Source organism: Paraburkholderia silviterrae (assembly GCF_004353915.1).
In the GTDB taxonomy this organism is placed as follows: domain Bacteria; phylum Pseudomonadota; class Gammaproteobacteria; order Burkholderiales; family Burkholderiaceae; genus Paraburkholderia; species Paraburkholderia silviterrae.
Genome location: NZ_SMRP01000003.1, coordinates 1 through 25489, shown reverse-complemented (window position 1 = coordinate 25489; position 25489 = coordinate 1). Strand labels below are relative to the sequence as shown.

General features: G+C 65.7%; 21 protein-coding genes. 2 read left to right on the top strand and 19 right to left on the bottom strand.

Going from position 1 to position 25489, the window contains the following annotated elements:
* Positions 1 to 139: 139 nt before the first annotated feature.
* On the bottom strand, positions 140 to 634 hold the full coding sequence (locus EYW47_RS07550) for a nitrate reductase associated protein (RefSeq protein WP_133194262.1): 495 nt from the start codon (positions 632 to 634) through the stop codon (positions 140 to 142).
* Positions 635 to 912: 278 nt separating this feature from the next.
* On the opposite strand from EYW47_RS07550, the gene fdhD reads away from it, so the two are divergent.
* Positions 913 to 1794, top strand: a complete 882-nt coding sequence (gene fdhD, locus EYW47_RS07545) for a formate dehydrogenase accessory sulfurtransferase FdhD (RefSeq protein WP_133194743.1) — start codon at positions 913 to 915, stop codon at positions 1792 to 1794.
* A gap of 50 nt (positions 1795 to 1844) precedes the next feature.
* On the opposite strand, the gene EYW47_RS07540 is transcribed toward fdhD, so the two are convergent.
* The 18 genes from EYW47_RS07540 to EYW47_RS07455 all read right to left on the bottom strand — a co-directional run bounded on the left by EYW47_RS07540 (position 1845) and on the right by EYW47_RS07455 (position 24657).
* Entirely contained in the window at positions 1845 to 2615 is a 771-nt protein-coding gene (locus EYW47_RS07540) for an enoyl-CoA hydratase (RefSeq protein ID WP_133194261.1), read from the bottom strand.
* A gap of 122 nt (positions 2616 to 2737) precedes the next feature.
* On the bottom strand, positions 2738 to 3937 hold the full coding sequence (locus EYW47_RS07535; RefSeq protein ID WP_133194260.1) for an acetyl-CoA C-acyltransferase: 1200 nt from the start codon (positions 3935 to 3937) through the stop codon (positions 2738 to 2740).
* 34 nt (positions 3938 to 3971) lie between these two features.
* Entirely contained in the window at positions 3972 to 6413 is a 2442-nt protein-coding gene (locus EYW47_RS07530; protein ID WP_133194259.1) for a 3-hydroxyacyl-CoA dehydrogenase/enoyl-CoA hydratase family protein, read from the bottom strand.
* A 168-nt stretch (positions 6414 to 6581) separates the two neighbouring features.
* The gene (locus EYW47_RS07525; protein WP_133194258.1) at positions 6582 to 8369 is read right to left on the bottom strand and encodes an acyl-CoA dehydrogenase C-terminal domain-containing protein; all 1788 of its coding nucleotides are present in this window, start codon (positions 8367 to 8369) and stop codon (positions 6582 to 6584) included.
* 85 nt (positions 8370 to 8454) lie between these two features.
* Positions 8455 to 9054 (bottom strand): TetR/AcrR family transcriptional regulator, encoded by a 600-nt coding sequence (locus EYW47_RS07520; RefSeq protein WP_133194257.1) that lies wholly within the window; start codon positions 9052 to 9054, stop codon positions 8455 to 8457.
* Positions 9055 to 9352: 298 nt separating this feature from the next.
* The gene (gene clsB, locus EYW47_RS07515; protein ID WP_377784913.1) at positions 9353 to 10699 is read right to left on the bottom strand and encodes a cardiolipin synthase ClsB; all 1347 of its coding nucleotides are present in this window, start codon (positions 10697 to 10699) and stop codon (positions 9353 to 9355) included.
* 116 nt (positions 10700 to 10815) lie between these two features.
* The gene (nudB, locus tag EYW47_RS07510) at positions 10816 to 11301 is read right to left on the bottom strand and encodes a dihydroneopterin triphosphate diphosphatase (RefSeq protein WP_133194255.1); all 486 of its coding nucleotides are present in this window, start codon (positions 11299 to 11301) and stop codon (positions 10816 to 10818) included.
* Positions 11302 to 11480: 179 nt separating this feature from the next.
* The gene (gene aspS, locus EYW47_RS07505) at positions 11481 to 13286 is read right to left on the bottom strand and encodes an aspartate--tRNA ligase (RefSeq protein WP_133194254.1); all 1806 of its coding nucleotides are present in this window, start codon (positions 13284 to 13286) and stop codon (positions 11481 to 11483) included.
* Between the two features lie 77 nt (positions 13287 to 13363).
* The gene (locus tag EYW47_RS07500) at positions 13364 to 13996 is read right to left on the bottom strand and encodes a DUF502 domain-containing protein (RefSeq protein WP_133194253.1); all 633 of its coding nucleotides are present in this window, start codon (positions 13994 to 13996) and stop codon (positions 13364 to 13366) included.
* A gap of 75 nt (positions 13997 to 14071) precedes the next feature.
* On the bottom strand, positions 14072 to 14434 hold the full coding sequence (locus EYW47_RS07495; protein WP_133194252.1) for an FmdB family zinc ribbon protein: 363 nt from the start codon (positions 14432 to 14434) through the stop codon (positions 14072 to 14074).
* A gap of 192 nt (positions 14435 to 14626) precedes the next feature.
* On the bottom strand, positions 14627 to 15286 hold the full coding sequence (locus EYW47_RS07490) for a methyltransferase domain-containing protein (protein ID WP_133194251.1): 660 nt from the start codon (positions 15284 to 15286) through the stop codon (positions 14627 to 14629).
* Positions 15287 to 15342: 56 nt separating this feature from the next.
* Entirely contained in the window at positions 15343 to 16920 is a 1578-nt protein-coding gene (ubiB, locus tag EYW47_RS07485; protein WP_133194250.1) for a ubiquinone biosynthesis regulatory protein kinase UbiB, read from the bottom strand.
* 3 nt (positions 16921 to 16923) lie between these two features.
* Positions 16924 to 17595 (bottom strand): ubiquinone biosynthesis accessory factor UbiJ, encoded by a 672-nt coding sequence (locus EYW47_RS07480; protein WP_133194249.1) that lies wholly within the window; start codon positions 17593 to 17595, stop codon positions 16924 to 16926.
* Between the two features lie 162 nt (positions 17596 to 17757).
* A complete protein-coding gene (locus tag EYW47_RS07475) occupies positions 17758 to 18774 on the bottom strand; it encodes a Tim44 domain-containing protein (RefSeq protein ID WP_133194248.1) in 1017 nt (338 codons plus the stop codon).
* Positions 18775 to 18810: 36 nt separating this feature from the next.
* On the bottom strand, positions 18811 to 19542 hold the full coding sequence (ubiE, locus tag EYW47_RS07470; RefSeq protein ID WP_133194247.1) for a bifunctional demethylmenaquinone methyltransferase/2-methoxy-6-polyprenyl-1,4-benzoquinol methylase UbiE: 732 nt from the start codon (positions 19540 to 19542) through the stop codon (positions 18811 to 18813).
* Between the two features lie 101 nt (positions 19543 to 19643).
* Positions 19644 to 20066: a gamma-butyrobetaine hydroxylase family protein gene (locus EYW47_RS07465; protein ID WP_133194246.1), complete on the bottom strand. Its 423-nt coding sequence runs from the start codon at positions 20064 to 20066 to the stop codon at positions 19644 to 19646.
* Between the two features lie 70 nt (positions 20067 to 20136).
* A complete protein-coding gene (locus EYW47_RS07460) occupies positions 20137 to 20568 on the bottom strand; it encodes an HIT family protein (RefSeq protein WP_133194245.1) in 432 nt (143 codons plus the stop codon).
* Positions 20569 to 20610: 42 nt separating this feature from the next.
* Positions 20611 to 24657, bottom strand: coding sequence for a DUF3683 domain-containing protein (locus EYW47_RS07455; protein ID WP_133194244.1), 4047 nt, complete (start codon positions 24655 to 24657; stop codon positions 20611 to 20613).
* Positions 24658 to 25229: 572 nt separating this feature from the next.
* Here EYW47_RS07455 and EYW47_RS07450 point away from each other — a divergent pair.
* On the top strand, positions 25230 to 25489 hold a 260-nt coding region (locus EYW47_RS07450; protein WP_133194243.1), incomplete at its 3' end, for a pyridoxal-phosphate dependent enzyme.

The window sequence follows — 25489 nt, the reverse complement described above, 5'->3', positions numbered from 1 at the left end:
GAGAGGCTGCTAACGACCTGCGCGCGACAGGCTGGCGCGCGGTGCGCCATTCCGGATAACGGCAACGAGCGGCAAGGGCTTTAGGAAAATGCGCGAGCGCCTGGCGCGGCGCTCCTCACGGCACGGCTGATGTCACGGATCAGGGCGCCGCCTGGCGAGGCGCCGCCAGCCCGAACTCCTGCATCGCCGGCACGAAATCGTGGTTCGCCTCGGGCTTGCGTGCGAGCTTGGTCAGCACATAGCGCTGAAACGGCGCAAGCCGCGCCCAGTCGTCGACGGCCGGCGCGCGCAGGTTCGCGAGCGCCGCCTGATTCGCGATGCCGCCCGGCACGGTATTGGCGTCCCGCCACGCGGGCGCCTCCTCGGGCGCGAACCATTCGGGCTCGACGTTGGCATGCGTGCGTAACATCTCGAAGAGCGCGTGATCGAAATTCGGCTCGATCTCGGTGTCCTCGTCGACGGGAAAGCGCGCGAGCAGGCGTCGGTCCTCGTAGGGCAGCAACTGCCACTGCGCGAGCGAGATGCGCAACCCGAAGCGATCCAGATTGAAGCGCACGCACATGGGGATAAAGGTGAGGTCTTCCGACGATTCGACCTCGTAATGGAACAGCAGCGGAGCTTCGTTCAATGCCATGGCGTTATCCTCGCGAAGCGGGCCAATCCGAGCACATCCGGACCCATCCAGCCCCATCCAGACCCATTCGGACGCAAAGCCGGAGCATAGCTGGACGGCGGCGAAAGGAGCCCGCTTGAGGTATTTTAGAACCTTCCGCGTCAAGAGCATCCCCGCGCGGCCTCGCCGAACGCCTCGGCGGCCCCGCCTTGCGCGCCGCACAAGGAAGCGCCTGGCAGCATGCGGACGCACATGAATTTGATGGAGCACCCCGCTTGAATTCCCGCCCGAACCCTGATTTGCCCACCGCGGCAGCCGCCGCGCCGAATCCGCTGGAAACCGAAGGCCAGCCCGGCGCCGTCGAGCTGCGCGTGCATCGCCACCGCGGCGGCACGGTAGAAACGCTCGCCGATCACGTGGGCCAGGAATGGCCCGTCGCGCTCGTCTTCAACGGCATTTCGCACGCCGTCATGATGTGCACGCCGCGCGATCTCGAAGCGTTCGCGGTGGGCTTTGCCATCTCGGAAGGCATCGTCGAACGCAACGCCGATATCCAGGACATCGAAGTCTACTGGTACGCGAAGCCGGATTCAGACGATTTGCCGCACGCCGAGGTCCATCTCACGGTCGTGCAGCAAGCGTTCGTCGAGTTGAAGGAAAAGCGCCGCGCCCTGGCCGGGCGCAGCGGCTGTGGCGTGTGCGGCATCGAGAGCATCGATCTGCTCGACCTCGAACCGGAAACGGTGCCCGATACGGGCTTCCTCGGGCGCCTCGCACCGGACGCCATCGCGCGCGCCGCCCGCGAACTGCCGCAGCATCAGGCGCTCACGAAGCTCACAGGCGGGCTGCACGCCGCCGCCTGGTGCGACGCGAGCGGCGCAATCCTGCGCGCGTTCGAAGACGTAGGCCGCCACAACGCGCTGGACAAGCTCATCGGCCAGTTGGTGATCGAGCGCGCCGACACGCAGCAGGGCTTCATCTTCCTCTCGAGCCGGGCGAGCTACGAGCTGGTGCGCAAGGCCGCGCGCGTGGGCATCCCGATGGTGGCGACCATCTCGGCGCCCTCGACGCTCGCCATCGCCATTGCGAAGCGCGCCGGGCTGCGGCTCGTGAGCTTCTGCCGCGAGTCCGGCTTTGTCGATTACGACACGGCGGCGAACGCCGCGCCGGACGCCGGTTAAGCGGGTTAAGCCCGCCAAGCCGGCTAAAGCGCGCGCCGCAGCGCCGCGCCTCAGTCGAACTGCCTGAAATCCGGCTTGCGCTTTTGCAGGAAGGCGGTGAACGCCTCGCGCGCTTCGGGCGCGAGCAGCATCTTGCCGAAGTGCACGAACTCCTCGCCCATCTGCGTCTTGATCTCGTGCTCGCTCGCGCGCTTCATGAGCGCCTTGGTCACGCGCAGCGACGCAGCGGGCAGCGCGACGAGCTTCGCCAGTTGGGCACTCACGAACGCCTCGAGCTCGGCAGCGGGCAGCACGCGGTTCACGAAGCCCATGCGGTGCGCCTCCGCCGCATCGAAGGCCTCGCCGAGCAGCAGCTTTTCCGCCGCGCCCTGATAGCCCGCCACGCGCGGCAGCAACAGTGACGAAGCGGCCTCCGGGCACAGCCCGAGCTGCGCGAAAGGCATGGCGAAGCGCGCCGTATCGGCGGCATAGACCATATCGCAATGCAGCAGCAGCGTCGTGCCGACACCGATGGCCGCGCCCGCCACGGCCGCGACGAGCGGCTTCTCGAAGGTCGCGATGGCTTGCAGGAAGCGGCTCACGGGCTGATCGCCGCCGGTGGGAGGCGACTTCAGGAAGTCCTCGATGTCGTTGCCCGCCGTGAAGATCTCGGCGTGGCCGCGCAGCAGCACGGCTCGCACGGCGGCGTCCTCTTGCGCCGCAGCGAGCGCCTCGGCCATCGCCTGATACATCGCGGGCGTGAGCGCATTCTTGCGCTCGGGCCGGTTGATGGTGATCGTCAGCACGCCGTTTTCGCGCGCGATCAGGATTTCGTTGCTCATATCGTTGTCTCCAGATCCATGCCGGACTCGACGTACTCGCGAGCCCGATACGAAAAACGGCCCGCAGACCGTGAAGCCTGCGAACCGTGTCGATAAAGCCTATGCGCTAGAGGCCGAAGCGCTTACAGCCGCTCGATGATGCCGGCCGCACCCATGCCGGTGCCGACGCACATCGTCACCATGCCGTACTTCAGGTTGCGGCGGCGCAGGCCGTGCACGACCGTCGAGGCGCGGATCGCGCCCGTCGCGCCAAGCGGGTGGCCCAGCGCGATCGCGCCGCCAAGCGGGTTGATCTTCGCCGGATCGAGGCCAAGGTCCTGGATCACCGCCAGCGATTGCGCGGCAAACGCCTCGTTGAGCTCGATCCAGTCGAGATCGTCCTGCTTGAGCCCCGCGGCCTTGAGCGCAGCCGGAATCGCTTCCTTCGGGCCGATGCCCATGATCTCCGGCGGCACGCCACGCACCGCGAAGCTCACGAAGCGCGCGAGCGGCGTGAGGTTGAACTGCTTGAGCATCTTCTCGGAGACGACGATCAGCGCGCCCGCGCCATCCGAAGTCTGCGAGCTGTTGCCCGCCGTGACCGAGCCCTTGTTCGCGAACACCGGGCGCAGCTTCGCGAGACCTTCGAGCGAAGTCTCCGCACGCGGGCCTTCGTCCAGCGCGATCAAGCGCTCGTTCACCATCACTTCGCCCGTGGCGAGATCCGGGAAGCGTTCGAGCACCGTGTACGGCGCGATCTCGTCGTTGAACTCGCCCGCCTGTTGCGCGGCCAGCGCGCGGCGATGCGATTCGACCGAGAACGCGTCCTGCGCCTCGCGGCTCACCTTCCAGCGCTCCGCGACCTTCTCGGCCGTCAAGCCCATGCCGTAAGCAATGCCAACATCTTCGTTGCGATCGAAAATGTGCGGCGAGAGCGACGGCTTGTTGCCCATCATCGGCACCATGCTCATCGACTCGCAGCCGCCCGCGATCATCGCGTCGGCTTCGCCCACGCGGATGCGGTCCGCGGCCATCGCGAGCGCCGTGAGGCCCGACGCGCAGAAGCGGTTGACGGTCACGCCGCCCACGCTCTGCGGCAGCCCCGCGAGCAGCGCGCCGATGCGCGCCACGTTCAGGCCCTGCTCCGCCTCGGGAATCGCGCAGCCGATGATCGCGTCTTCGATCACGCTCGTGTCGAGCCCCGGCACCTGCGCAACCGCCGACTTGATCGCGTGCACCAGCAGCTCGTCGGGGCGGGTGTTCTTGAACACACCGCGCGGCGCCTTGCCGATGGGCGTGCGGCTCGCGGCGACGATGTATGCGTCCTGCAACTGTTTGCTCATCTGTAACTCCGATCCGTTTATCGTGCCGTGCCGCTTAGTTGCGCACCGGCTTGCCGGTTTGCAGCATGCCCATGATCCGTTCCTGCGTTTTCTGAGTGCCGAGCAGGTCGACGAAGGCGCGGCGCTCGAGCTTGAGCAGCCATTCCTCGTCGACGAGGCTGCCCGCCTCGACGTCGCCGCCGCACACCGCCTCGGCGATGCGGCTCGCGATCAGGAAATCGTGATCGCTGATGAAGCGGCCGTCGCGCATGTTCACGAGCGACGCCTTGATGGTCGAGATCGCCGAGCGGCCCGCGACCGGAATCTGCGTCGCGCGCAACGGCGGACGATAACCGGCGGCCGACAAAGCACGCGCTTCCTTCTTCGCCGTGTCGAGCAGCTCGAACACGTTGAAGACGATCGTGTCGGACGGCTTCAGATAGCCCATCGCGCGCGCCTCGAGCGCCGATCCCGAGACCTTGGCCATCGCCGCGTTCTCGAACGACTTCTGCAGGAACCGGAGCAGATCGCTCGGCATCGCGCCGACCGCTTGCGCGGCATCCGCTGCACGCAGCGCGGCTTCCTTCAAGCCGCCGCCCGCAGGCACGAGACCCACGCCCACTTCCACGAGGCCGACGTAGCTCTCGATGTGCGCCACGCGCTTGGCGCTGTGCAGCATGATTTCGCAGCCGCCGCCGAGCGCGATGCCCGACACTGCAGCGACGACCGGCACATTCGCGTACTTCACGCGCAGCATCGTGTCCTGGAACTTCTTCACGAACGGCTCGATGCCCTTGGCGCCGCCCATCATGAAGGCGGGCATGGCCTCTTCGAGATTCGCGCCCGCCGAGAACGGGCCGCCCGGCGCGCCGAGCTTCAGCGACGTCGGCTGCCAGATCACGACGCCCTTGTAGCCGTCCTCGGCGATCTCGATGGCCTTCACGAGGCTGTCGAGCACGCCCGGGCCCATCGTGTTCATCTTGCTCTTGTACGAGACGATGACGACGTCGTCCTCGCCCGCGCGGTCATCGGTCCACGCGCGCAGATGTTCGTTCTCGAACAGCGTCTTGCCGAAGGTCTTGGGGTCGCGCGCGTCCGTCTCGCCAAGCAGCCCAGCGCGGAACACCTGGCGCTCGTACACCGGCAGATTCGAGCGCGGCACGAAGCGCGCCTCAGCGGCCGACCACGAACCCTGGGCGCCATGCACGCCGCCGTTTTCGGCGACAGGGCCTTCGAACACCCATGCCGGCAGCGGTGCGTTGGAAAGCGCCTTGCCCGCGTCGATGTCTTCCTTGACCCACTCGGCCACCTGCTTCCAGCCCGCGGCCTGCCAGCCTTCGAACGGGCCTTCGTTCCAGCCGAAGCCCCAGCGGATCGCGAGATCGACGTCGCGCGCGTTATCGGCGATCGACTGCAGATGCACGCCGATGTAGTGGAACACGTCGCGGAAGATCGACCACAGGAACTGCGCCTGCGGGTGCTGCGTCTCGCGCAGCAGCTTCAGGCGCTCGGCGGGCGGACGCTTGAGGATGCGGCCAATCAGCTCGTCTGCCTTGCCGCCCACATCGACGTACTCGCCCTTGTCGGCGTCGAGCACCTTGATCGCACGGCCTTCCTTGCGATAGAAACCGCCGCCCGTCTTCTGGCCGAGCGCGCCCTTCTGCACGAGCGCGGCCAGCACCGCCGGCGTCTCGTAGACCGGGAAGAACGGATCGTCCTTGAGGTTGTCCTGCATCGTCTTGATGACGTGCGCCATGGTGTCGAGACCCACGACGTCAGCAGTCCGGAACGTTGCCGACTTCGCGCGGCCCAGACGGCTGCCGGTGAGGTCGTCGACTTCGTCAAAGCGCAGGCCGAACTTCTTCGCCTCCGCGATCACCGCGAGGATCGAGAAAATGCCCACGCGGTTCGCGATGAAGTTCGGCGTATCCTTCGCGCGCACCACGCCCTTGCCCACCACGCTCGTGAGGAACGTTTCGAGCTGGTCGAGGATTTCGGGCTGCGTGTGCGTCGTCGGGATCAGCTCGACGAGGTGCATGTAGCGCGGCGGATTGAAGAAGTGCACGCCGCAAAAGCGCGCTTTCAGTGCATCGTCAAAGCCTTGCGACAGCTCCGTGATCGACAGACCCGACGTGTTCGACGCGAAGATCGCGTTCGGGCCGAGGTGCGGTGCGACCTTCTTGTAGAGATCGTGCTTCCAGTCCATGCGCTCGGCGATCGCCTCGATCACCACGTCGCACTCCGCGAGCTTCGCGATGTCGTCTTCGTAGTTCGCCGGCGTGATGTACTGCGCGTCGTCCTTCACGCCGAACGGCGCGGGCGAGAGCTTCTTCAGGTTCTCGATCGCCTTGAGCGCGATGGCGTTCTTGGGACCTTCTTTCGCGGGCAGATCGAACAGCAGCACGGGCACGCGCGCGTTGATCAGGTGCGCCGCGATTTGCGCGCCCATCACGCCGGCGCCGAGCACGGCCACCTTGCGAATATTGAGATTGCTCACGTTGTTCCTCCAGCAGAACCGCAATGTTGGATAAATCGGGGGGCAGCGGCGCCTTTCGTCGTTCCGGCGTTGTGGTTGTTCTTGCCGTGGGCGCCGCATCCGGGCATTCGGTGATGCGATGTCGATGGCGCGCGCTGCGCGAAAAGCGCTGAGCGCGCGCCGTGCGCCTTAGAACAGCGCTTCGTCGACTTCCATGAGCGTCTTCGAACCCGCACGCGCCTGGCGAATCGAGGTGGCCGTCTCAGGCAGCAGCTTGGCGAAGTAGAAGCGCGCCGTGGCGAGCTTGGACTTGTAGAACGGATCGCCCGAGCTTTCCTTGTCGAGCGCGATGCGCGCCATGCGCGCCCAGAAGTACGCGAACACGAGGTGGCCCGCCGTGCGCAGGTACGGCACCGCGGCCGCGCCCACTTCATCGGGGTTCTGCATCGCCTTCATGCCGATTTCCATCGTAAGCTTCTGCACCTTCTCGCCGATGTCGGCGAGCGGATTCACGAACTCCTGCATCTCCGGCTTGATGCCTTCGGCCTCGACAAAATCCGTCACGAGCTTGCCGAACTTCTTGAGCTTCGCGCCCATGTCGCCGAGCACCTTGCGGCCGAGCAGATCGAGCGACTGGATCGTGTTGGTGCCTTCGTAGATCTGGTTGATGCGCGCGTCGCGCACGTACTGCTCCATGCCCCACTCGGAGATGAAGCCGTGGCCGCCGAACACCTGCATGCCGAGATTGGTGCTCTCGAACGCGTTGTCGGTGAGGAAGGCCTTGATGATCGGCGTGAGCAGCGCGACCAGATCGGCCGCTTCCTTGCGCTCCGCTTCGTCGCCGTGCGAGAGCTCCTTGTCGATCTGCAGCGCCGACCAGTACGTGAAGGCGCGTGCGCCTTCGGCCCAGGCCTTCTGCGTGAGCAGCATGCGGCGCACATCCGGATGCACGATGATCGGGTCGGCGGCCTTTTCAGGCGCCTTCGGGCCGGTCAGCGCGCGCATCTGCAGACGCTCCTTCGCATAGACGAGCGAGTTCTGGTAGGCGACTTCGGTGAGACCGAGGCCCTGCATGCCGACGCCCAGACGCGCGGCATTCATCATCACGAACATGGCGTTCAAGCCCTTGTTCGGCTCGCCGACCAGCCAGCCCTTCGCGCCGTCGAGATTCATCACGCAGGTCGCGTTGCCGTGGATGCCCATCTTGTGCTCGATCGAGCCGCACTTGATGCCATTGCGCTCGCCGGGCTCGCCCGCTTCGTTCGGGATGAACTTCGGCACGACGAACAGCGAAATACCCTTGGTTCCCGGCGGCGCGTCCGGCAGACGCGCGAGCACGAGGTGGACGATGTTCTCGGCCATGTCGTGCTCACCGCTCGAGATGAAGATCTTCGTGCCGGTGATGGCGTACGCGCCGTCGCCCGTCGGCTCGGCCCTGGTGCGCAGGATGCCGAGGTCGGTGCCGCAGTGCGGCTCGGTCAGGCACATCGTGCCGGTCCACACGCCCTCGACGAGCTTGGGCAGGTAGGTCTTCTGCAACTCGGGCGTGCCGTGCGCATGCAGGCATTCGTAGGCGCCGTGCGAGAGGCCCGGGTACATGGTCCACGCCTGGTTCGCCGAGTTGAGCATCTCGTAGAGCGCGTTGTTCACGAACGCGGGCAGGCCCTGGCCGCCGTATTGGGGATCGCAGCCGAGCGAGGGCCAGCCGGCCTCGACATACTGCTTGTACGCTTCTTTGAAGCCCGTGGGCGTGGTCACGACGCCGTCACCGGCATAGGTGCAGCCTTCGCGGTCACCGACCTGGTTCAGCGGAAACAGCACCTCCGCGCAGAACTTGCCGGCTTCTTCGAGCACCTGGTTGATGGTGTCGGCGTCGAGGTCGGCGTGCTTCGGCATCTGCTTGACTTCGCCTTCCACGTTCAGCAGTTCGTGCAGGACGAATTGCATGTCGCGCAGCGGCGCGGTGTACTGTCCCATATCTTTTCTCCCTAGATTGGACCTGGAGTTTCGGGCCTCTCGCGTACCGCCATGTGCCGCTGCCGCGCTCGCGCGCGCCCGGCCGCTACTGGGTTACGGTCTGGTACGAAACAATCAGTTTTTCGAACGCGGCCCACGTATGCTCGACCGCATCCGGCAGGTGCAGGAAGCGGCCGTCATGATGCAGACCGAGTGTCACGCTATACAGTTCAAACAGCATCAGCGCCGGGTCGGTGTCCTTGCGCAAATGCCCCTCTTCAATCGCCTGCGAAATCGCCCGCAGCAGCGCCGCGCGCCACGTCGTCACGCTCGCCACCAACTGCTCGCGCACCTGGCTGTCCGCCCGGTCGTCGTACTCGACCGCGCCGCTGATGTAGATGCAGCCGGTCGTGACCTCGTGAATGCGCTTCTCGATCCAGCGCGAGAGCATCGCACGCAGACGCGGCAAACCACGCGGTTCGCGCAGGCTCGGAAAGAAGACTTCTTCCTCGAATCTGCGGTGATACTCGCGCACCACCTCGACCTGCAGGTCCTCGCGCGACCCGAAGTGCGCAAAGACGCCGCTCTTGCTCATCTGCATGCGCTCGGCAAGCAGGCCAATCGTCAGACCTTCCAGTCCGTCGCGGCTCGCGAGGTCGAGTGCTGCATCCAGAATGGCGGCTCGTGTCTGTTCGCCTTTTCGCATAGCTTTATTTACCGTAACGATGAAGCCGAGATGCTCACAACAACCGCTCACATCAGGGCCGGAATGAAATCGAACGGCCGTACTATTATTGAAGACAGCCGCTCGCGAAAACAAGAACTTTATTAGAAACCGATTTCTAGCCGGTACTCTAATTTTCGGGCATCGCGCGCCACGCACAAGCGAACATTTCTCGATTGCAAGCCTGACGATTCGTATGGCAGGCGCGCATGCCCGGTGTCTCGCGCGCAGGGCATGTTCATGCCAGCAACCGGCCCTGGTCGTGGCCCGGGTCGTGGTCCTAGTCGTAGCCACCCACGGTGAGCAGCTTCATGGCCGCGCGATAGAACGACCACGCGAGCCAGTTCAGCGCGCGCACATGCCAGGGCCGTGCCTCGTAGCGCGCGCGGTCGATCTGCGGGGATTCCTCGAACGCGCCGAGGATGGCGTCGCGCAGCTGCTGGATCTGCGGATGCAGCACGAGCAGCACGTTGGCTTCGTTGTTGAGCACGAGCGAGAGCGCGTCGAGGTTCGAAGAGCCGACGGTCGCCCAGTTCGAATCGACCACGGCGACCTTGCCGTGCAGCATGGTCTTCTCGTACTCGGCGATCTGTACGCCGGCGCTCAGCAGCTGGTGGTAGAGGAACGGCACGCCGTAATCGAGCACGGCAAACTCTTTTCGTCCGATCAAAAGCTTGACGGCAACGCCGCGCTGCGCGGCTTCGAGCAGCGCGCGGCGCAACCGCCGGCCCGGCATGAAGTACGGATTGGCGAGCAGCACTTCCTTGCGCGCCTCGCCGATGGCGTCGAGATAGGCCTTCTCGATCGCGCGCCGGTTCACGACGTTGTCGCGCGCGACGAATGCCACGCAGGGCACGCGCGCCACGCGCGGGTCGCGCACGCTCGCGCGCAGGCGCTCGCGCAAGCGCGTAAAGAGGCGCGCCGCAGGCCCCGAGCGCACGGCGGGCGCGAGGGCGCGCAACGCGTCGTCGACCATCTGGGTGGAGCGCGCGATCGTGTGCCCGGTCGGATGCGGCGCCATGTAGCCCGCGCTCGCGGGCACACCAGGCGAGAGCGTGCCCGCCGGCAGCGGCGGCCGATGGCCGAGCCGGATGCGCCGCCACTGCTGCTCGAACGCCACACGCACGTCCACCACCACGGGCCCGTGCAATTCGACGGCGAAATCCCAGCGCGGATACGGCAGCGTCTTGCCGTCCTGCTCGAGGTCGTCGACGATGTTGATGCCGCCGCACGACGCGTACTGGTCGTCGATCACGGCGAGCTTGCGATGCGTGCGCGAAAAGCCGAAGCGCCCGAAGATATGCGGGTTGTAGACGCGATGCTCGACGCCGGCAGCAAGCCAGGTCTCGAATAGCGCGAGATGGGGCGTGCCGATCCCATCGGTGATGATGCGCACGCGCACGCCGCGCTGCGCCGCGCGCACGAGCGCCGCCGAGAGCGCGCGGCCGATGTCGTCGTCGCAGAAGATATAGGTTTCGATGGCGACATCGCGCGTAGCGCCGTCGATGCGCTCGATCATGGCCCCGAAGAGATCCGCGCCCGAGCCGAACAGGCGCACCTCGTTGCCGCTCGTGAAGCGGTAGCGCGAGCGATAGCGCCGGCCCAGCAGGGCCTCGCGCAGACGCACGACGCGCTGCGAGTCGGTGCCGGCGGCGCTGTCGCCGGCGCTGCTGCCCGCGCTGCTGCCGGCGCTGCTGCCGGCGCTATTGCCTGCGCCGTTGCCGCGTTCGGTGCTGGTGTCACTCACGTGAGCGCTCCACGAAGCTGCTCGAGGCGCCCGGGTAGCTGCAGGATCGCCTCGCGATTCGACCATGAGAAGCACTGCGCCGCTGCCTCCTCGTAAGGCAGCCATCGATACGCAACATGCTCGCGCGGCGCGAGCGTCACGACCGTGCCCTCGGGCACCTCCAGGCTGAACCAGTGCTCGGTGTTGCGCGTGACGCCCGGTGCATAGCGGTGGCGCCAGACCGGGTAAATCTCGTACTCGATCTCGTGGCGCCAGTCGCGCAACCCGTGCTCCGGCACGCCCCGCGCGCCAACGACAATGCCCGTTTCCTCGGCCACCTCGCGCACGGCGGTCTCGGCGAACGGCTCATCCAGCCGATCCTTCGAACCCGTCACCGACTGCCAGAAGCCCTGTCGGTCGGCGCGCTCGATGATCAGGACTTCGAGCCGCGGTGTATGGATGACGACGAGTACGGATTGCGGAATCTTCGGCGGCTTCTGCATGGCGATGGAGCGCGGTGGTGCGTCTTGGGGCTGCGCGGCGCGACGCGTGGGCAAACCGCGCGGCGCTTGAGCAATGAATTTAACGCAAAAAGCAAAAAAGGCGCACGATGCGCCTTTTCTGTGTTGCGTTGCGTGACGCAAGAGCCGCGCTGCGGCTCTTGCGTACGCAGCGGCGCCGCTTACTGCGCCGTCTTCTGCTCGGGCTGACGCAGACGGATGTGCAGTTCTTTCAGCTGGCGCTCGTCCACTTCGCTCGGCGCCTGCGTGAGCAGACACTGCGCGCGTTGCGTCTTCGGGAACGCGATCACGTCGCGGATCGAGTCGGCGCCGGCCATCATCGTGACGATGCGGTCGAGACCAAACGCGATGCCGCCGTGCGGAGGCGCACCGTACTGCAGCGCGTCGAGCAGGAAGCCGAACTTCGCACGCGCCTCTTCCGCACCGATCTTGAGCGCGCGGAACACCTTGCTCTGCACGTCCTCTTGATAGATACGCACCGAGCCGCCACCGATTTCCCAGCCGTTCAGGACCATGTCGTAAGCCTTCGCGAGGCAGCGGCCCGGATCCGTTTCGAGGTATTCCAGGTGTTCGTCCTTCGGGCTCGTGAACGGGTGGTGCGCGGCCACGTAGCGGTTTTCTTCCTCGTCGTATTCGAACATCGGGAAGTCGATCACCCACAGCGGCTTCCAGCCCTTCTCGACGAGGCCGTTGGCCTTGCCGAACTCCGAATGGCCGATCTTCAGGCGCAGCGCGCCAAGGCTGTCGTTCACGACCTTCGCGCGGTCGGCCGCGAAGAAGATGATGTCGCCATCTTGCGCGCCGGTGCGCTCGAGGATCGCGGCGATCGCGGCGTCGTGCAGGTTCTTGACGATCGGGCTTTGCAGACCGTCACGGCCCTTCGCCGCTTCATTGACCTTGATCCACGCGAGACCCTTCGCGCCGTAGATGCGCACGAATTCCGTGTAGCCGTCGATGTCGCCGCGCGAGAGCTCGGCGCCCTTGGGCACGCGCAGCGCCGCGACGCGGCCATCCTTCGTGTTGGCCGGTGCGCTAAACACCTTGAAGTCGACGTCCTTCATGGCGTCGGTCAGTTCGGTGAATTCGAGCTTCACGCGCAGGTCCGGCTTGTCCGAGCCGAAGCGGCTCATGGCTTCCGAGTACTTCATCACCGGGAACTTCGCGTCGAGCTCGACGCCGATCGTTTCCTTGAACACGTGACGCGCCATGTCCTCGAACAGGTCGCGGATTTCCTGCTCGCCGAGGAACGACGTTTCGCAGTCGATCTGCGTGAATTCGGGCTGACGGTCGGCGCGCAGGTCTTCGTCGCGGAAGCACTTGACGATCTGGTAGTAGCGATCGAAGTTCGCCACCATCAGGAGCTGCTTGAAGAGCTGCGGCGACTGCGGCAGCGCGAAGAACTGGCCCGCGTTCACGCGCGACGGCACGAGGTAGTCGCGCGCGCCTTCCGGCGTGCTCTTCGTGAGCATCGGCGTTTCGATGTCGATGAAGCCGAGCGCGTCGAGGTACTTGCGCACGGCCATCGTCACGCGGTAGCGCAGGCGCAGGTTGTGCTGCATCTGCGGACGGCGCAAGTCCAGCACGCGATGCGTGAGGCGCGTGGTTTCCGAGAGGTTGTCGTCGTCGAGCTGGAACGGCGGCGTGACCGACGCGTTGAGCACCACGAGCTCGTGGCAGAGCACTTCGATCTTGCCGCTCGTGAGGTTCGCGTTGACCGTGCCTTCGGGGCGGTTGCGAACGAGGCCCTTCACTTGCACGCAGAACTCGTTGCGCACGCCTTCGGCAGTCTTGAACATCTCGGCGCGATCCGGGTCGCACACGACCTGGACGAGGCCCTCGCGATCGCGCAGGTCGATGAAGATGACGCCACCGTGGTCGCGGCGGCGTTGCACCCATCCGCACAGCGAAACAGTTTGGCCCAGCAGCTGTTCGGTCACCAGACCGCAGTATTCAGATCTCATCGACATGATGTTCGTCTTTCGTTATGCATGAATGAACGGGACGGCCGCGCGTGACATACGGGCAGCCGGCGCGGCGTCCGGTATTAAAGCGGGGGATCGATGGGGCGCCGCACAGGATTCGCGGCTGGCGCGACGACGCCCATCGAAACAATATACTTGAGCGCGGCATCGACCGTCATGTCGAGCTCGATCACCTCGCTCTTCGGCACCATCAGGAAAAAGCCCGAGGTGGGATTGGGTGTGGTCGGCACGTACACGCTCACGTGCTCTTCGCGCAGGTGGTTCACCACGTCGCCGCCCGGAATGCCGGTGAGGAACGCGATGGTCCACGAACCCTTGCGCGGATACTCGATCAGGAGTGCCTTGCGAAAGGCATTGCCGTTGCTGGAAAGCAGTGTATCGGAAACCTGCTGGATGCTGCTGTACAGCGGTCCCACGACCGGGATGCGGCGCACCAGCGCATTCCACCACTCGACCAGCTTCTGGCCGATGAAGTTGTGCGTGAGCAGCCCCACCACGAAGATGAACGCCAGCGTGAGCACCGCGCCGAGACCGGGCAGGCGCACCGAGGGCCGCCACGCGGAGGGCAGCAGGAGCAGCGTCTGGTCCATCGTGCCGATGACGAGATTGAGCACCCACAGCGTCATGGCCAACGGCACCAGCACGAGCAGGCCGGTCAGGAATACCGATTTGAAGGTCGCTTTCTTGATCGTCATGTACACGCCATCCGGGCCGCGCGCGACGCGCGGCGCTTGGCGCCGCCGGGCTCCAGAGAGCCGGGCGGCAGGGTTTCAGGTGGAGCCAGCCGTGCCAGGCGCCGAGCTCGCGGGTGCGGCTGCAGGTGCGGCCGCGGGCGTTGCGGCGCTCGCGCCCTCGCCCGCCGGCTTGCTGCCTTCGGACGACGACGCGCCTTCGCCGGACGTCGCACCGGCTGCAGCACCGCTCGTGCCAGCGGATTTGCCACCACTATTGCCGCCACGGAAATCGGTGACGTACCAGCCCGAGCCCTTCAGCTGAAAGCCGGCCGCGGTGACCTGCTTGCGAAATGTGTCCGCGCCGCAGCTCGGGCACTGCGTCAGGGGCGCATCGCTGATCTTTTGCAGCACGTCCTTGTCGAAGCCGCACGACTCGCAGCGATAAGCGTAGATCGGCATGATCTCTTTCCTGATGAAACGAGTGAAATTCTGATAAAAGCTTGCAAAGCCTTGAATTATAGCCGGAAACGCGCCCCTGGCCCGGCATTTGCCGGGCCAGGTTGGCGGAATGCGGCTTGGCTCTAGTTGGGGGCGGCTTGCGCCCGATCAAGTGCGCGTCGGCGTTTTCACGTGCGATGCGGCTGCGCGGCGCTATCCAACGTTGTGCGGCGCAACCGGAGTGTCGTTGCGCTGCCACGTGAGCCAGCGCTCCCGGCCGACGAACACGGGCAGCGAGCCTTCCACGGGTTGATCGTCGAGCAGCGTGAAATACGGCGCGAGGAGCGCGTCCAGCTCGGCGCGCGCAATGCCGAAAGGCGGCCCCTTGGGCGTGTCGCCGAGGAAGAAGAAGCCCGCCAGCAGCGCCCCGGGCTCGAGCAGCGCGGCCATGCGCTGCGCATAGAGCGGACGGTGCGCCTTGGGCAGCGCGCACAGGAACGCGCGCTCGAAGATCCAGTCCGTCACAAAAGACGGCTCGTAGGTGTAGAAGTCCGCTTCCTCGACCACATCCGCAAAATCGCCGAGCGCGGCGCGCGCGTTCGTCACCGCCGACGGTGCGAAGTCGATCGCGCGCACTTTGCGGCCGCGCTCGGCCAGCCAGCGCGCCTCCCAGGCGTTGCCGCAGCCGGGAATCAGCACGGCGGCGGCCGGATGGGCGGCCGCGAAGGTCTCGAAGGCCGGCTGCACGCCAGCCTGATCCCACGGCGTAAAGCCGCGCTCGAAGCGTTCGTTCCAGAACTCGCGCTCGCCCGGGTCGCGCGTCTCGAACTCGGGCACCTCGTCCGGCTGCTGGGGAAGGGTCGGTTCGCTCATCGTCTCACTCCTTGTCTGCGGGGCTATCGCGCCTGCTTTCCGCCTGCTAGCCCGCCTCAACCACCATAGGCCATTGCCAGCCACACGTGCGCCGCGACCATGCCCACCCCCACCGCCACGCCGAACACCACGAGGCCCTGCAACAGACGGTTGGTGCGGCGCTGCTCGGCAAGAATCTGGCGAATGGTGTCGTCATTGGCGAGATGCGCGGGGTCCTGGCGATGCAGCAGCGCCTGGTGCACGAGGCGCGGCAGTTGCGGCAGCGTCTTGCTCCATTGCGGCACCTCGATCTTGAAGCGCTCATACCAGCCGCGCAGGCCGATCTGCTCGGTCATCCAGCGCTCCAGATAGGGCTTGGCGGTCTTCCAGAGATCCAGTTCCGGATCGAGCGAGCGCCCGAGGCCCTCGACGTTGAGCATGGTCTTTTGCAGCAACACGAGCTGCGGCTGGATCTCCACGTTGAAGCGGCGCGAGGTCTGAAACAAACGCAGCAGCACCTGGCCGAGCGAAATATCCTTGAGCGCGCGGTCGAAGTACGGCTCGCACACGGCGCGGATCGCGCTCTCGAGCTCCTCGACACGCGTCGTGGGCGGCACCCATCCCGATTCGATGTGCAGCGTCGCGACACGGTGATAGTCGCGTTTGAAGAACGCGAGGAAGTTCTGCGCGAGATAGTTCTTGTCGAAGTCCGAGAGCGCCCCGACGATGCCGAAGTCGAGCGCGATATAGCGCCCGAAATGCGCCGGGTCGAGGCTCACCTGAATGTTGCCGGGGTGCATGTCGGCGTGAAAGAAGCCGTCGCGAAAGACCTGCGTGAAGAAGATCTCCACGCCCTCGCGCGCGAGCTTGGGAATATCGACACCCGCCGCGCGCAGCTTGTCCACCTGGCTGATCGGCACGCCCACCATGCGCTCCATCACGAGCACATTGGGTGTGCTGAACTCCCAGTACATCTCCGGCACGAGCAGCAGGTCGAGGCCCACGAAGTTGCGGCGCAGCTGGCTGCCGTTGGCGGCCTCGCGCATGAGGTCGAGTTCGTCGTGCAGGTATTTGTCGAACTCGGCCACCACCTCGCGCGGCTTGAGACGCTTGCCGTCGGCCCAAAGCCGCTCGGCCCAGACGGCGAGGTCGCGCAGCAGCAGCAGGTCCGAATCGATCACGGGCCGCATGTTCGGGCGCAGCACCTTCACCGCCACGGCCTTGCCCGCATGCTGGCCCGACTTCACCTTTGCGAAGTGCACCTGCGCAATCGAGGCGCTCGCCACGGGCACCCGCTCGAACTCGTCGAACAGCGTGTCGACCGGCGCGCCCAGCGATTTTTCGACGATGTCGATGGCCACCTGCGATTCGAATGGCGGCACCTGATCCTGCAGCTTCGCGAGCTCGTTGGCGATATCGAGCGGCAGCAGGTCGCGGCGGGTGGAGAGCACCTGGCCGAACTTCACGAAGATGGGCCCCAGGCTTTCGAGGGCGAGGCGCAGACGCACGCCGGGCGGTTGATCGAACTTGCGGCCGATGGTGGTGATACGCAGCAGCAGCCTGACGCGCCGGTCATTGATCCGGCTCAGCATCATTTCATCGAGACCGAAGCGGATGACCGTAAAAAAGATCTTCAGGAAACGCAGAAAACGCATGTCTTAGAGGCCTGTTGTCTGGCTCGGGCCGCGCGGCGCGGCGCCCGACGGCGCCGCCTGGGCACCATGCGGGGCGCCCCGCGCTTGTGATTTTTGTTCAAGGCGCTCGATGCGCTTCTCCACGCGCGCCAGTGCGTCGCGCGCGCGTGACAGCTCCGCGTTGAAGCCGTCGAGCTCGGCGTGCCGCACGAGCTGCGGGTTTTCGTCGAGCAGGTATTCGGTGACGGAGCCGAGCACGTTGCGCCCCGTGCGCAACGCCTGCTCATGCACGGTGCGCGCGAGCGTCGCGACGCGCGACGCCGGCGCGTCGCCGATCAGCTTCGCGAGGTCCTCTTCAGGCTCCCAGCGCAAGTGCTCCGCCAGCTTGCCGATGATTTGCGCGAATTCCGCGTCGCCCTCGATCTTCACGTGCTTCATGACGGCGGACTGGCCGCCCTGCACATACGAAGAGAGTGCGCCGGCCGGTAGCGAGAGCTCGACATCAGCGCGCTGCGCGTCTTGCTCGTCAACGGCCGCAAGGTAGCCGTCGGGCTCCACGAGCAGCGTGAGCACGACGGGCGGACACGACAGACGCGCGGTCTTGCCGGCATAGGGAGCGAGGCGGTCACGGGCCCACGATTCGCGGGCGAGCAAGTGATTGACGGCGGCGGCGAAGGGCTTGGCGGCGAGAGTCATCGGCGTGGAATAAAGAAACCCGCGCGGGCGTCAAGCTCGCGCGGGTTCCTATTGTAGCGTTCGCGCCGTCCGATCGCGCCGCGCCGCGGCTTGGCCAGATGGCCAATGTGCGCGAGCGTGTGCGATCCGGCGGCGCGGGATCAACGCCGCATCAGCGCGGGATCAATGCGCTTCGACCTGCTGGATGCCGGCCAGCAGCCAGCCCTCGCCCGAGCTGCGCGACTTCGAGAGATTCCAGATCTCGACGAACGGCGCCGCAGCCGCGCCGGCCTCTTCGCGGATCAGGCCGGAGAAGCGCACGCTCGCGAGATAGTCGTTACCGCGCTCTTCCACCGCGAGCAGGTCGGCGTTGAGCTGAACGACATCGGTCTGATTGGCCTGCGTGCCACGGCCCGCAAGGTCCACACGGATCTCGGCGAACATCTCGGGCGTCGTGAATTCGCGGATGTCCTCGACATTGCCCACGTCCCACGCGGCCTGCAAGCGCACGAAGTAGACCTTGGCGTTGCGCACGAACGCTTCGGTGTCGAAGCCCGCCGGGACAGACGGCGCCGTTTCGATCTGCGGCGTGGTAAGCGGATTGGCTTCCGGCGCAAGGTACTGGCCCGTAGGCGGCGCCGTGTAACGCGGCTCCTGCGGCTGGTAGCCGCCCATCTGGCTCAATCCACCGGAAGGCGGCAGGCCTGCGCTGCCCGTCTGATACGCGGGCTGCGGCCCACGGCGGCGGCTCATGAACTTGCGGATCAGCCAGATCGCGACGAACGCGATCAGCGCGATCACGATCATGTTCGCCATCATGCCTGCGAACGCCTCGCCAAGGCCGAAGTGCGAGAGCAGCGCGGCAATGCCGAGGCCGGCCGCGAGGCCCGCGATCGGCCCGAGCCAACGGTTGCGCGCCGGAGCGGCAGCGGGCGCGGGAGCGCCTGGCTGGGCACGCTGGGCGCCGGCCTGTTGCGCGGGATTCGTGGGACTCGGCTGCGCGGGCGGCGGCGTGGTGCTGCGCTGCGTGGCCACCGACGACTGCCTGCCGATGCTGCGGCCGCCACCCATGCGGCGCGCCTCGGCGTCGAGCGAAGCAAGGCTGCCCGCCACGATCGCGCCGATCACGGCCAGGGTTCCGATCCGCCTGGCCCATGATGCTGAAAGCTTTTTGGAAGCAATGTTACGGGGCTCAGACATGGCGGAATTTCCTTTAAAGACAGAGAGTTGGGAACACTAATACTTTGTGCCGACGTGTAAGGCTACCACGCCAGCTGACAAATTGTAATATTTGACGGCGTCGAGGCCGACTTGTTCCATCATCGTCTTCAATGTTTCCTGGTCCGGATGCATGCGGATCGATTCCGCGAGATAGCGGTAGCTCTCGGCGTCCTGAGCAAAGCGCGAGCCCAGCCACGGCAGCACCTTGAACGAATAGACGTCGTAGGCCTTCTTGAGCGGCTCCCAGACCTTCGAGAATTCGAGCACGAGCAGGCGCCCGCCCGGCTTGAGCACGCGGCGCATCTCGGCGAGCGCGGCGTCCTTGTGGGTCATGTTGCGCAGGCCGAAGGCCACCGTCACCACGTCGAAGTAATTGTCCGGAAAGGGAATTTTCTCGGCGTCGCAGAGCAGCGCGGGCGTGATCACGCCGCGGTCGATGAGCCGGTCGCGGCCCACGCGCAGCATCGACTCGTTAATGTCGGTATGCCAGACCTGGCCGGTCGGGCCCGCTTTCTTCGCGAACGCCATCGAAAGGTCGCCCGTGCCGCCCGCGATGTCGAGCACCCTCGCGCCCGGCCGCACGTTGGCCTGGGCGATCGTGAACGCCTTCCAGGCGCGATGCAGCCCGCCCGACATCAAGTCGTTCATCAGGTCGTAGTTCGAGGCGACCGAATGGAACACGCCGGCCACCTTCTTCGCCTTGTCCTGTTCGTCGACTGTTTCGTAGCCGAAGTGGGTTTTGCTCATCGCGCTCGTCCTTTCGCGGGTCTGACCGGATCGTGTCCGGGTCTTATTTGATGAAGTGCGGCGCGTGGGCGCCGCGGCGGGCAGGATCGTAACAGGAAGCGTCAGTGGCAGTGGCCATGTGCGGCACCGCCATGGGACTGGGCCGCCATGGGTGCGTCGCGCTCGACGCCCGCGGCCTTCAGTTTGGCGAAGTACTCGGCCCAGAGCTCGTCCTGGCGCGTCGCCAGCTCGTAGAGCTGATCCCAGGAGTAGATGCCGCTGTTGTGGCCGTCGGAGAAAGTGGGCTGCAACGCGTAATTGCCGACGCCTTCGAGCGCCGTGATCGTCACCTCGCGCTTGCCGGTTTGCAGCGTCTCCTGGCCGGGCCCGTGGCCGCGCGCTTCCGCCGAGGGCGTATAGACGCGCATCAGCTCGAACGGAATGCGGTAGCTCTCCCCGTTGCCGTACTGGAGTTCGAGCACGCGCGACAGCGCGTGCACCACGACGCCGGTCGGCACCGGCGTATCGGATTTCAGTCCACTCATGATTGTTTCTGTCCCTCCCTCAGCGTCGCCGGCGAGAAGCCGGCAACGGTGTCCGCGCATTGCGGCCGGTTCAGGCCAGCGCGTGTTCGATTTCCTGACGTACCGCGTCGCGCAGCAGCGTCGCCTGCGCGCGGCGCTGCCCGAGCATCGCCTCCGAGACAGTGCGCTGGCGCGGCGACCACACCGACATTGGAAAATGCGCGTCGTTCGTGAAGCGCGGAATCACATGCCAGTGCACGTGCGGCACCTGGTTGCCAAGGCTCGCGAGATTGACCTTCGATGGCTGCATCACGCGGCGCAGCGCGCGCTCGACCGCGTAGACCGCCCGCATCAAATGTTCCCGGTCATCCGCCCCCAGATCCGAGAATTCGCCGACATGCGTATTCCAGATGACCCGGCAAAAGCCGGGATAGTCGGCTTCGGCGGTCGCGAGCACGACGCGCATACGCTCGTCTTCCCACAGCACATCGCCGCCTTCCTCATTGCAGAATACGCATCCCATCGTCGACCTCGAACCCGTGTTACGGAAAATTTTGCGGTGCCATTAAACCAGCACGCGCTCGATTCCGCCATTGTTCGCCTTCTGAACGTAGTCCGCCATCCAGTTTTCGCCAAGCACGTGTCGGGCGATTTCCACCACGATGTAGTCGGCTTCGATGTTGGCGTCCTCGTTGTACCGCGACAGCCCCTGCAGGCACGACGGGCAGCTCGTCAGAATCTTCACATCCTGCGTACCGCCCTGCCCGCCCGCTTCCTGCTGCGTGGCCGGCTGCACGCCGTTCGCTCCATTGCCGACGATCGGAATGCCGCGCAGCTTCGCCGCGCCCTTGCGGATTTCCTCTTCCTTGCGGAAACGCACCTGCGTCGAAATGTCCGGGCGCGTAACCGCGAGCGTGCCCGATTCGCCACAGCAGCGCTCGTTCTTCTCGATCTTGTAGCCGTCCTTCTCGGCGCCCATCAGTTCGTTGACGAGCTTGACCGGATCCATCGTCTTGATCGGCGTGTGGCACGGGTCATGGTACATGTAGCGCGTGCCCGACACGCCATCGAGCTTGATGCCCTTCTCGAGCAGGAACTCGTGAATGTCGATGATGCGGCAGCCCGGGAAGATCTTGTCGAATTCATAACCGGCGAGCTGGTCGTAGCACGTGCCGCACGACACGACCACCGTCTTGATATCGAGGTAGTTGAGCGTGTTCGCGACGCGGTGGAACAGCACGCGGTTGTCCGTGACGATCTTCTCGGCCTTGTCGTACTGGCCCGAGCCGCGCTGCGGGTAGCCGCAGCACAAATAACCCGGCGGCAGCACGGTCTGCACGCCCGCTTCCCAGAGCATCGCCTGGGTGGCGAGGCCCACTTGCGAGAACAGCCGCTCCGAGCCGCAGCCCGGGAAATAGAACACCGCTTCCGAATCGACGTTCGTCGTCTTCGGATTGCGAATGATCGGCACGATCTTGTTGTCTTCGATGTCGAGCAGCGCGCGCGCCGTCTTCTTCGGCAGGTTGCCCGGCATCTTCTTGTTGACGAAGTGGATCACCTGCTCGACCACGGCCGGCTTGCCCGTGGATGCGGGCGGGTGCGCCGTCTGCTTCTTCACGACCTTCTTGAGCAGGTCATTGCCCAGACGCTGCGCCTTGTAGCCCACGCCCATCATCACTTCGCGCGCGAGGTTGATGGTCTGCGGGTTGGTCGCGTTCAGGAAGAACATGCCCGCCGCGTTGCCGGCGTTGAACTTCTTCTTGCCCATCTTGCGCAGCAGGTTGCGCATATTCATGGTGACGTCGCCGAAGTCGATCTTGACCGGGCACGGCGTCACGCACTTGTGGCAGACCGTGCAGTGGTCGGCCACGTCGTTGAACTCGTCCCAGTGCTTGATCGACACGCCGCGGCGCGTCTGCTCTTCGTACAGGAACGCCTCGACCAGCAGCGAGGTCGCGAGAATCTTGTTGCGCGGGCTGTAGAGCAGGTTCGCGCGCGGCACGTGGGTCGCGCACACGGGCTTGCACTTGCCGCAGCGCAGGCAGTCCTTCACCGACTCGGCAATCGCGCCAATGTCGGACTGCTTCATGATCAGCGACTCGTAGCCCATCAGGCCGAACGACGGCGTGTAGGCGTTGCGCAGGTCGGCGCCATCGAGCAGCTTGCCCTTGTTGAAGCGCCCTTCCGGGTCGACGCGCTGCTTGTAGGCGCGGAACTCGGCGATCTCGTCTTCGGTGAGGAATTCGAGCTTCGTGATGCCGATGCCGTGCTCGCCCGAGATCACGCCGTCGAGCGAGCGCGCGAGCTTCATGATGCGCGCGACCGCGTGGTGCGCGTCCTGCAGCATCTCGTAGTTGTCCGAGTTGACCGGGAGGTTGGTGTGCACGTTGCCGTCGCCGGCGTGCATGTGCAGCGCCACGAACACGCGGCCGCGCAGCACCTTCTTGTGGATCGCCTGGGCTTCGTCGAGGATCGGCTTGAATTCGCCGCCGTTGAAGATCTGGCGCAGTTCCGCGCGGATCTCCTGCTTCCACGAGACGCGCACCGTGCGGTCCTGCGTGATGTGGAAGACGTTGGCGTCGGCCTGCACGTCGGTGCGATCGGCGAACTTCTCCGCCAGCGCCTCGTAGCCCAGTTGCACGAGATAGTGCTGGGCCTCGCGCAGCGGCATGTCGAGCTTCTCGCCCACGAAGGTCCAGCGCTCGCGCACGCGCTTGAGCAGGTCGAGCGCCTGCTGCACGCGGTCTTCGAGCAGCTCCGCGGACGCAATCTCGCTGGCGTCGTCGCTCCTGCCGAGCGGCAGGTTGCCGGCCTTGAAGAACACTTCGAGTGCATCGACGAGTTGCAGCTTGTTCTTGATCGAGAGCTCGATGTTGATGCGCTCGATGCCGTCCGTGTACTCGCCCATGCGGTTCAGCGGGATCACGACGTCTTCGTTGATCTTGAACGCGTTGGTGTGCTTCGCGATCGCGGCCGTGCGGCTGCGGTCGAGCCAGAAGCGCTTGCGCGCCTCGGCGGAGATCGCCACAAAACCTTCGCCGCTCTTGCCGTTGGCCATGCGGACGACTTCCGAGGTGGCGGTGGCCACGGCATCGGCGTCGTCGCCGACGATGTCGCCAATCAGCACCATCTTCGGAAACGCGTTGCGCTTGCTCTTGGTCGCGTAGCCCACGGCGCGCAGATAGCGCTCGTCCAGATGCTCGAGGCCGGCGAGAATCGCGCCGCCCCGCTTCGAGGTCTCGAACAGGTAGTCCTTGATCTCGACGATGCTCGGAATCGCCTCGCGCGCCTGGCCGAAGAACTCCAGACAGACGGTACGCGTGTGTGCGGGCATCTTGTGCAGCACCCAGCGCGCGGACGTGATGAGGCCGTCACAGCCTTCTTTTTGCACGCCCGGCAGGCCGGCCAGGAATTTATCGGTGACGTCCTTGCCGAGGCCTTCCTTGCGGAAACGCTTGCCCTCGATGTCGAGCCATTCGGTGCGCAGCAGCTTTTCGCCCGGTGCATGCTCGCCGTCGAACCACTTCAGCTCGAAGCGCGCCACGGGAATGTCGTGGATCTTGCCGAGGTTGTGGTCCAGACGCGTGACTTCGAGCCAGTTGCCCTGCGGGTCGACCATGCGCCACCAGGCGAGGTTGTCGAGCGCCGTGCCCCAGAGCACCGCCTTCTTGCCGCCCGCGTTCATCGCGACATTGCCGCCAATGCACGAGGCGTCGAGCGAAGTGGGGTCGACGGCGAACACGAAGCCCGCCGCATCCGCGGCCTCGGTCACGCGGCGCGTGACGACGCCCGCGCCCGAGAAGATCGTGGCGACCTTGCGCTCCACGCCGGGCAGGTCGGTCATCTCGACGGGGCCGAGCTGCTCGAGCTTTTCGGTGTTGATGACGGCCGAGAACGGCGTGAGCGGCACCGCGCCGCCCGTGTAGCCGGTGCCGCCGCCACGCGGGATCACCGTGAGGCCGAGCTCGAAGCAGGCCTTGATGAGGCCGGCGATCTCGGCTTCGGTGTCGGGCGTCAAGACGACGAACGGATACTCCACGCGCCAGTCGGTCGCGTCGGTCACGTGCGAGACGCGCGCGAGGCCGTCGAAGCGGATGTTGTCCTTCTGCGTGCGGCGGCCGAGCACCTTGGTGGCGCGGCGGCGCAGCTCGGCCATCTTGTCGAATTCGGCGGCGAAATCGTCGATGGCGCGGCGCGTGGCGCTGACGAGCTTTTCCACGCGCGCGGCGCGGTCCACGCCTTCCTTGTCGGCATGCTCCTGGAGGTCGGCGCGGCGGCGCTTCTCGATTTCGGCGAGGCGGTGGTTCAGCGCCTCGATCAGGAGCGCACGGCGCTTCGGGTTGTCGAGCAGGTCATCTTGCAGATACGGGTTGCGCCGCACGACCCAGATGTCGCCGAGCACCTCGTAGAGCATGCGCGCCGAGCGGCCGGTGCGGCGTTCTGCACGCAGCTCGGCAAGCGCGTTCCATGCTTCTTCGCCCAGCAGGCGGATGACAATTTCGCGGTCCGAAAAGGACGTGTAGTTATACGGAATCTCGCGCAAGCGCGGTTCGATATCGGTGGCCACGGCGGCGGCGGCGCCGTGAGGATCGAAAACTTGAGGTGCGTTCATGGTTGGACGACTCTTTGTGCCAGCTCCGCGCATGTGGCTTGATGCCGGCATGGCAGACGCTGACGGGGCGCGTGGGGCGCTATTCTGAAATCGTGTCCGCCGGTGGCTCGCGGTTAGCGCGCAGTTGGCTGATAGCGGACTTTAGGGGTGGGGAAGCATGGCGGCTGCACTCACGCCGATGGGTTCCCCGACGCTCGGACTTAGCGGCACGATCGTGCGTGCCGGACGTGCCGCTGCGCCGCGGGGCGGGTCTCGCGCCGTGCGGGCATCAAATGGGCTATCCGAGTCTGCCAGTGCATCTTCCGATCCTTGTTTCAAAAAGCGATTTTAACGCATGATCCGCGCCCGCGCTGACGGTGGCCAAGAACTTCGCAGGCGCGCAAGTCGAGTGTCGGTGATCCGCGCGACACGCCGGTGATACGGGCGTGACACAGGCGTGTGCCAATGGATTCGCCGTCCGAAGGGTCGGGAATTGGCCGGCTGTTGGCGCGCTGTTGGCCCCCTGTTGGCACGATCATTGGCGCTATCATTTACGTTTTCCCGTCAAATCTCGCGCCTGGCGCGTCCCCAGCATGGCCTCCCACGACGATTATCTGAAGAAAGTCCTCACCGCCCGCGTCTACGACGTGGCCCGCGAGACCGAGCTGGAGCGCGCGCCGAACCTCTCGGCGCGCCTGCGCAACACCGTCCTGCTCAAGCGCGAGGACAACCAGCCGGTGTTCTCCTTCAAGCTGCGCGGCGCCTACAACAAGATGGCGCACCTGACGCCCGGGCAGCTCGAGCGCGGCGTGATCACCGCTTCGGCCGGCAATCATGCCCAGGGCGTCGCGCT